We start from the raw sequence: 7,353 nt of genomic DNA, 5'->3' as shown, positions 1-7,353 counted from the left end.
TTCCGGAAAGCTCACTCGTATGAGTGGACATACGGTCATGCGTTGTCACTCACTCGGGCGATAGGTAGGCGTCTCCGGGACGCCTGAGTGCGGCGCCGCCTACCTTCGGCCGTGTGAACGCTGACTCTTCAAGCGGCGGGGGGCACACCACTGCTGCGACCGCTACGGCTTCCGGTGCGCCTGCCCTACTGGATCGACCACTGCGCACCGAGCCGATCCGGCCAACCGGTGACGCGGGCGACGGCTGGGGCCGAGCTGCGGCTTACGACGCTTACGCAGACGGCCTGCACACATACGCGATCTGGTCGCTGCGTGACCACGACGAGGCGGTCGACGCGCTCTACTGCGCGTTCGTCATTGCCGATCGCAACGTGAGGCAGCTTCGGCAGCCTGAGTACATCCAACCGTGGCTTTACGCGATCTTGCGGCGCGAGTGCGCGCTGCGTGGCGTGTCATCGCCTTCGGTGTCGACGGACGAAACCCTGATGCCGGGCGAGGCCTCGGATGGTTCGACGCCCTCGGGCGCGGCTGCATCGTCGATCTCTTCTTCGACATCTCTTGCGGCTTCTTCATCACCGAGCCCGGTCTCCGGTCGGCTACGGCCGCCGGCAGGCGCCGCTGACCCGGGCGGCTCACTGGCCTCGCTGGAGCGGAACCTGCGGCGTGCCGAATTCCACTCGCTGGAATGGCCCGAGTCCGAAGGCCTCGCCCCGGCGCACCGGGAGATCCTAGAGCTGACGATCCGGCACGGCCTCGACAGTCACGGCCTGGGCCTGGTGCTTGGGCTCGGCCAGTCCGCCCGCTCGGCGCAGTCCGGGCGGTCTAGTCGCGGCGCCGATGCGCCACTCGGTTCCATCGGATCTCAGGGTTTCGGCATGCTCGCGGACGCCTGGCGGGAACTGGAGCGCTCGCTCGCCGCGGTCGCGGTGGCAAAGGCGTCGACCGAGCACTGCGCGCAGCTCGCCGAGCTGACTTTCGGCTGGTCGGGACGACTCAACGCGACGCTGCGCGCGCCGCTGACCGACCACGTCGACGGCTGCACGCGGTGCCAGCACTATCTGCACACTGTCATCGGCACGCCGGCCGCGCCGACCATCCTGCCTTTCGTCGCGGCGCCACGTGCCTTGCGCGAGATCGTGCTGAGCGAGTTGCGCGATCCAGAACTCGCGCTGCGCCTCGACATCGATCACGACCGCATTGCGGCACGGATTCAGTCCTTCACGCCGGACGGCTTTCCGATGGCGGATGAGTCGTCGGCAGTCCGTCGACGCGGCGGACGGCGTGCGGTACCAAAGCGAGGCACCGGTCCGGAAACCAAGCGCGGTGCGGTGCGGGCATCGGTTGCCGCGGAGCGGGCGCGTCAGACTAATGATTCAGCCCTTGATCAGGCGGCGGCTGCCGTGGCGGATCAGCCCTCTGCCGACCGCGGCGCGAAAGCTCCGGAAGCGCAGAATGCTTTGCCGCGCAGGGTTCCCGGCGTGAACCGGCCGCGCGTTGATGCACAACGGCCGAGCGGTGAGCGTGAGCGCGATGTCAGTAGCACCGCGTCACGCGACGATTCGCGGCGACCGAGTGAGGGTACTGATTTTCCCGGAGTTTATCGCGCGCCGGGAAGCTGGGCTGCTCGCGTGTTGCCACCAGACTCCGTGATGGACTGGCGGCCAGCCTCGAGTAGTGGGCCACGTCCTGCGCCCCGAGGCGCGCAGGACGGCTCCGCAGCCGACGGATTCATCTCGACTCCGACTGGCCGGTTCGCCTACCGCGCGCCTGCAGGGCCCAACGGCGCAGGTGGACGCACTCGGCTTCCTTACACCGAGTCGCCCTACATCGAAGGCATGGCTGGCGTCAGCGTGAATGCGCACGCTAGATCGGCCGTCGGCCCGAGCCCGAGCGGCCATGTCCGTTCGCACGCAGGAGGCACCGCGCGGCTGCCCCGATTCACCGCTCCCACGCCCGAAGCGCCGCGTGGCCCTGACGGCAAACCCCGGGCGCAGCACCGCTCACGGCCGATGCGCCAAGCGATGATCTCAGCCGTCACGCTCGGTGCGGTCGGCGCGGCGGCCGCGGCTACCGCGGCGCTGCTCGGCATCGCGTCAGACGGCCACCCGTCGCAGCTCATTGATTCGATGCCGTCGCAGGACCCGATCAGCGCTGCGGGTGGTGGCGGGTTGACGGTTTCCGTGAGCACGCCGTCGCTCCCGCTCGCGTCGTCGAGCGAGCGTTCCTCCTCTACCCGCGGCCTAGGCAAGAATGGCGCACCGGCAACGGGAATCGGCGGCACGGTGCACACTCCGCCCGGCTCAACGCCCGGGTCCGGGTCAAATCCGGGAGCGAACGGCGCCGACTTCCACGTCAGCGTCAATCAGCGCGACGCGGACCCGAACAGCGTGACCCTCGTGCTGCGCAACTCCGGCACTGCGCCGATCGCCTGGCGGGCCGCGGTGCACGACTCATGGGTCGCGTTGAGTCAGAGCTCTGGCACTATCGCCGGCGGACGGTCGCAGACCATCACCGCCACCGCGACGAGCGCAGCCCCTTCCGGGCAATGGACGAGCACGATCACCTTCTCGCCGGGCGGTGCGGTCGTTACGCTGCACGGCGGGTCTTCGAACCCTTCCAGCGCGCCCGCGAGTCCGCCCGCGTCCGGCGGATCCACGAGCTCGGCCCCGCCGAGCAGCCCGCCGGCCGGGTCGACCTCCACTCCCACGCCCACACCGAGCGCGTCGGGGGGCGCAGTCGGCCCCTCCGCGGTGCGCCCGACGCAAACGATGCCTGCCGGAGGCGCAAGCGCCAGCGCGTCCCCGTCGTCCCCGGCTTCGTCATCCTCGCCCGTATCGCAGGGCTCGCAGTCGTCCGCACCGCATTCGCCACGACACGCTGCCGGTCCCAGGTAGCGACAAAACCAGCCGACATCAGGGCTCAGAGCTCAGGCTCAGACCACCAAGCGGAAACTCAGAATACTGCGGTCACTCGGGTGAGGCGGGGTGCCGGGCAACCGGCGCCTTGCTCGCGAGGTGCGCCTCGCAGAACGCGACGAGTGCGTCGTACCCGGCTCGGCCCATCAGTTCCGCGAGCTCAGCCGCGTACGACACGTAAACCGGTTCCGTGGCGATGTGCGCCTCCGTGTTGCCGGTGCACCACCAGTTCAGATCGTGGCCGCCAGGACCCCAGCCGCGCCGGTCATACTCGCCGATCGTGATCAGCAACACCTTGCTGTCGTCCGGGCGTTCCACCCAGTCGTAGGTGCGCCGGATCGGCAGCTGCCAGCACACGTCCGGCTTCGTCTCCAGCGGATGCCGCCCCTCCCGCAGGGCCAGGCCGTGCAGCGCGCAGCCCGCGCCGCCCGCGAAGCCTGGCCGGTTCAGGAAGATGCACGCGCCCTCGTGCACGCGGGTCTGCCGGTCGCCGTCCTGATCGGTCTCCGTGATCGACAGCCGGCCGCCGCGCTTGACCGCCTCGCCATGGAACTGCCAGGTCTCCGGGGTCAACCGGCGCGCCGCCTCCTTGACCCGCTTCTCGTCTGCGGAGTCCGAATAGTGCGCGCCCAGGGTGCAGCAGCCGTCCGCGGCCCGCCCGGCATGGATTCCCTGGCAGCCGGAACCCCAGATGCACCGCCAGCGCGAGCACAACCAGGTCAGGTCCGCGCGGAACACCTGCTCGGAATTGTCCGGATCGGGGAACTCGACCCAGGCTCGGGGGAAATCCAGCGGTACTTCAGGCACAAGCAAAGCCTAAGAGCGCTTTGCCGGAGCCGACCAGCCGCCGCGCCGGAAAATTCTCCGGTACCGATGCAACCTCGGCGGTCTGCCGGGCGTGAGCCTGTCGACGGTGTCACACGCGCCGGCGGACGATGAGCAAAAACGGGGGAGGGCGCGATGGGGGGCGAGCTCGGATTCGACGAGTTCTACGCCGCATCGTTCCGGCGATTGGTTGGCCAGCTCTACGCGATGACAGGGAACCTGCCCGAAGCCGAGGACGCGGTCCAGGAGGCGTACGCGCGGGCCTGGCAGCGCTGGGACAACGTGCGCGAGTACGGGGCGCCGGAGGCCTGGATCAGGACGGTGGCCTACCGGATCGCTATTTCCGCGGGCCGAAAGGCGAAGAACCGGCTGCTGGCGCAGCACCACCACGGCGCGGGCCGGGACCAGCTGCCCGGCCTCAACCCGGATCACCTGGTGTTGATGGACGCGCTGCGCCGCATCTCCGCCGACCAGCGTCGCGCGATCGTGCTGCACTACCTGGTCGGCCTCACGGTCGAGGAGATCGCCGACGAGACCGCCGCGCCGTCCGGGACCGTCAAGACATGGCTGTCCCGAGGACGCAAAGCCATGGCGCCCTATGTGTCCGAGTTCGCCGAGACGTCGACCAGCGCCGGGAGCAGCCGATCCGGCCAACGCACCGAAGCCGGAGAGGAGTAGGACCGATGGCCGAGAGCTTCCAGAATCTGTTGTCTGATATCGCGCAGTCGGCATCGGTATCCACCAACCCATCCGGCGCCGAGGCGGCGCGCCGCAGGGGACAGCAACGCACCGTGCGCAAGCAGCTCGCGGCGGGCGTATTGTCCGTCGCGCTCGTCGGCACGTCGGCGGGCTTGGCATTGGCCCTGGCCGGCAACCAGAACAACGCGCCAAAGCCGATCACGAACTCGGGGACACCGACGCCGACCGTAAGCAACTCCCCGGCCTCACCGAGCCCCAGTCCGAGCGCGTCCAACTCGCCAAGCAATAGCCCGAGCCCGCCCGGCGTCACCGGCGACCTGAACACGATCGTGCCCAGTGCATGGACTCCGCAGAGCGAATTCCCGGTGGGTCCGGGTGATTGGACATCGGGCACGACTCAGCCCACGATCCACACCGCGGACCGACAGTGGTTCTACTCCTGCCACTCCGCCGACACCCTGACGCACCTCGGAGCGCTCGGTTACCAGGAAAGGAGCTACAGCGAGACGGCGGCCGGTACGAATATCGGAGCCGATCAAGTCCTGTTCTTCTTCCCCTCCACGGCCGACGCTCAGCAGGCGCTCGGCACGATGCGCAATGACTACGCACACTGCCCTGAGCAATCGACCGGAACCGACGGCGTTCCGATGACCGGGACGGTCAGACAGACCGAAGCGCTCGATGACGGCTACGCCTCGGTGCACACGTTCACCACGGCTCAGGGGAATCCCGGCAAGCCGGCGAACATTCCGGCTGACAACCACGAGTTCTTCGTCCAGCGCGGCGACGTGGTGGAGTTGGTCTGGATGGGCGGGTCCGGGGACGCGACCGTCGACGAGCAGAACAACGACCTGACGTTCCTCGCCGACCTGGAAACCAACCTTTGCGTGTACGGGGGCCACTGCCCGGCGACAACGCATCCGCTTGCGGCGACTATCACCGCTAACGGATCGGCGACGGTGCATCTCGGCGGCAGTGCGATCGAATTCACGGTGGCAGTCACCAACAACAGCGACGACACACTCCGCAACCTCGCGCCAATCGTGTCGCTCGGGCACTGCTCCTGCACCAACGCCCCGGTCCCGACGATGCCCTTGGGTGAGCTTCGGCTGCGGGACGCGTCCACCGGGACCTGGAAAACCTTGTTCTATGACACGGAGGGCAGCGGGATGGACTACCTGCTGAGCTCGTCGGCCGTGCCGACGCCGCCGTTCGATCTCCAAGCCGGGCAGAGCGCGACGTTCACATTCCGGCTCCAGCTCGATCCGGCGTCCGCGAACCATCTGTCCGGGCAGTACCACCTGTCGAACGGGACAGCGGCCATCGATGTCTCACTCGTGCACCCGGTACCCGGCTCGTACAACCTCCAAATCGGCAACTCGCCGTCCGCGTCGCTGCCGGTCACCGTCCTGCTCAACTGATCACACCACTGACTGCTACCGCATCGGGGGGCCGTGTCCGTGTCCACAGCCTGTGGACACGGACACGGCTTATTCGGGGCAGGTGGCAGCGGGTGGGTCCGCCGTCCACTAGCTTCTTAGGTATGCGGCTAGGGGTTCTCGACGTCGGATCGAACACGGTGCACCTGCTGGTGGTGGACGCCCATCAAGGCGCGCGTCCGCTGCCGGCCTTCTCGCACAAGATCGATCTGCACCTGGTGGGACTGCTCGGCGAGGACGGCGGGATCACCGAGGAGGGCGCGCAACGGCTGGAGTCCTTCGTCGCCGAGTGCGTCGGCATCGCCGAGGACAAGGGCGTGGAGGAGTTCATCGGCTTCGCCACCTCGGCGATCCGCGAAGCGACCAACGGCGAGGAGATCCTGCGGGAGATTCGCGAGCGCACCGGCCTCGGCCTCGCCGTGCTCGACGGGCAGGCCGAGGCGCAGCTGACCTTCCTCGCCGTGCGCCGCTGGTTCGGCTGGTCCTCCGGGCGGCTGCTGGTGCTCGACATCGGCGGGGGCTCGCTGGAAATGGCCTCCGGGTTCGACGAGATGCCCGAGGTGGCCCGCTCCGCTCCGTTCGGCGCAGCGCGGCTGACCAAAGACTGGCTGCCCGGCGATCCGCCTGACGAGGAGTCGGTGCGAGCGCTGCGCAAGCACGTGCGCGGCGGGATTGCCAGGGTCGTCGGTGACCTGGTCCGTTATGGGCGGCCCGATCGAGTCGTGGCGACCTCGAAGACGTTCCGGCAGTTGGCCAGGGTCGCCGGCGCCGCGCCGAGCGCCGAGGGTTTCTACGTGCCGCGCAGCCTGTCGCGTGCGGATCTGCTCGAGTGGCTGCCGAAGCTGGCCCGGATGACCACCGCGGAGCGGGCCGGCCTGCCCGGCGTGTCCCCGGGCCGCGCCAACCAACTGCTCGCCGGGGCGATCGTCGCCGACGCCGCGCTGGATCTGTTCGAAACAGACCACGTGGACATCTGCCCGTGGGCGCTGCGTGAAGGCGTCATCCTGCGACGGCTCGACGGCCTGCCCGACGAGTGGCTGTAGGCACAGGCGGTCTCGGGCACAGGTAGTCTCGGTCACGTGACATGGGCAGTCGGCAGCAGCGGTGAGGCGGCGAGGGTGACCGTGCCCAAGGTCGCTCTCTCGACGATCTCGGTCTATCCGGAGAACACCGCCACCGGCTTCGCCACCGCCGCGCGCCTCGGTTACGACGGCGTCGAGGTGATGGTCACCAACGATCCGGTGAGCCAGTCGATCGATTCCCTGCGCCGGCTGCGCGACGGGCTCGGCCTGCCGATCCTGGCCGTCCACGCGCCGTGCCTGTTCTGGCTCAACCTGCAGCGGGTGTGGGGCGCCGACCCGTGGCTGAAGCTGGTCAAGGCGCGCGAGGCCGCGGACGCGCTGGGCGCGAACACCGTGGTCGTGCACCCGCCCTTCGTCTGGCAGACCAAGTACGCGGCAGAGTTCGTCGCCGGA

The 7,353-nt window shown here is 68.8% G+C and carries 6 protein-coding genes; 5 read left to right on the top strand and 1 reads right to left on the bottom strand.

What is annotated here, in order from left to right; all coding sequences use genetic code 11:
* Positions 1-113: 113 nt before the first annotated feature.
* Positions 114-2,894 carry a BACON domain-containing protein gene (locus VN779_RS15745; protein ID WP_325723927.1) on the top strand — a complete coding sequence of 927 codons (2,781 nt, stop codon included), beginning with the start codon at positions 114-116 and terminating at the stop codon, positions 2,892-2,894.
* Between the two features lie 72 nt (positions 2,895-2,966).
* Here VN779_RS15745 and VN779_RS15740 read toward each other — a convergent pair whose 3' ends face one another.
* Entirely contained in the window at positions 2,967-3,722 is a 756-nt protein-coding gene (locus VN779_RS15740) for a hypothetical protein (RefSeq protein ID WP_325723925.1), read from the bottom strand.
* Positions 3,723-3,875: 153 nt separating this feature from the next.
* On the opposite strand from VN779_RS15740, the gene VN779_RS15735 reads away from it, so the two are divergent.
* The 4 genes from VN779_RS15735 to VN779_RS15720 all read left to right on the top strand — a co-directional run.
* Positions 3,876-4,418 carry a SigE family RNA polymerase sigma factor gene (locus VN779_RS15735; protein WP_325723923.1) on the top strand — a complete coding sequence of 181 codons (543 nt, stop codon included), beginning with the start codon at positions 3,876-3,878 and terminating at the stop codon, positions 4,416-4,418.
* Between the two features lie 5 nt (positions 4,419-4,423).
* Entirely contained in the window at positions 4,424-5,860 is a 1,437-nt protein-coding gene (locus tag VN779_RS15730; RefSeq protein ID WP_325723921.1) for a hypothetical protein, read from the top strand.
* 122 nt (positions 5,861-5,982) lie between these two features.
* Positions 5,983-6,921, top strand: coding sequence for a Ppx/GppA phosphatase family protein (locus VN779_RS15725; protein ID WP_325723919.1), 939 nt, complete (start codon positions 5,983-5,985; stop codon positions 6,919-6,921).
* Positions 6,922-6,957: 36 nt separating this feature from the next.
* Positions 6,958-7,353: sugar phosphate isomerase/epimerase family protein (locus tag VN779_RS15720; RefSeq protein WP_325723917.1), on the top strand; the 396-nt coding region annotated here is incomplete at its 3' end.

This window comes from Actinocrinis sp., assembly GCF_035605935.1.
GTDB lineage: Bacteria > Actinomycetota > Actinomycetes > Streptomycetales > Catenulisporaceae > Actinocrinis.
The sequence above is the reverse complement of the archived record's forward strand: the minus strand, read 5'-3'. Positions and strand labels throughout refer to the sequence as shown.

Coding starts and splice junctions, on each gene's coding strand:
- VN779_RS15730 (WP_325723921.1), top strand. CDS start 4,424: ATGGCCGAGAGCTTCCAGAATCTGTTGTCTGATATCGCGCAGTCGGCA.
- VN779_RS15725 (WP_325723919.1), top strand. CDS start 5,983: ATGCGGCTAGGGGTTCTCGACGTCGGATCGAACACGGTGCACCTGCTG.
- VN779_RS15735 (WP_325723923.1), top strand. CDS start 3,876: ATGGGGGGCGAGCTCGGATTCGACGAGTTCTACGCCGCATCGTTCCGG.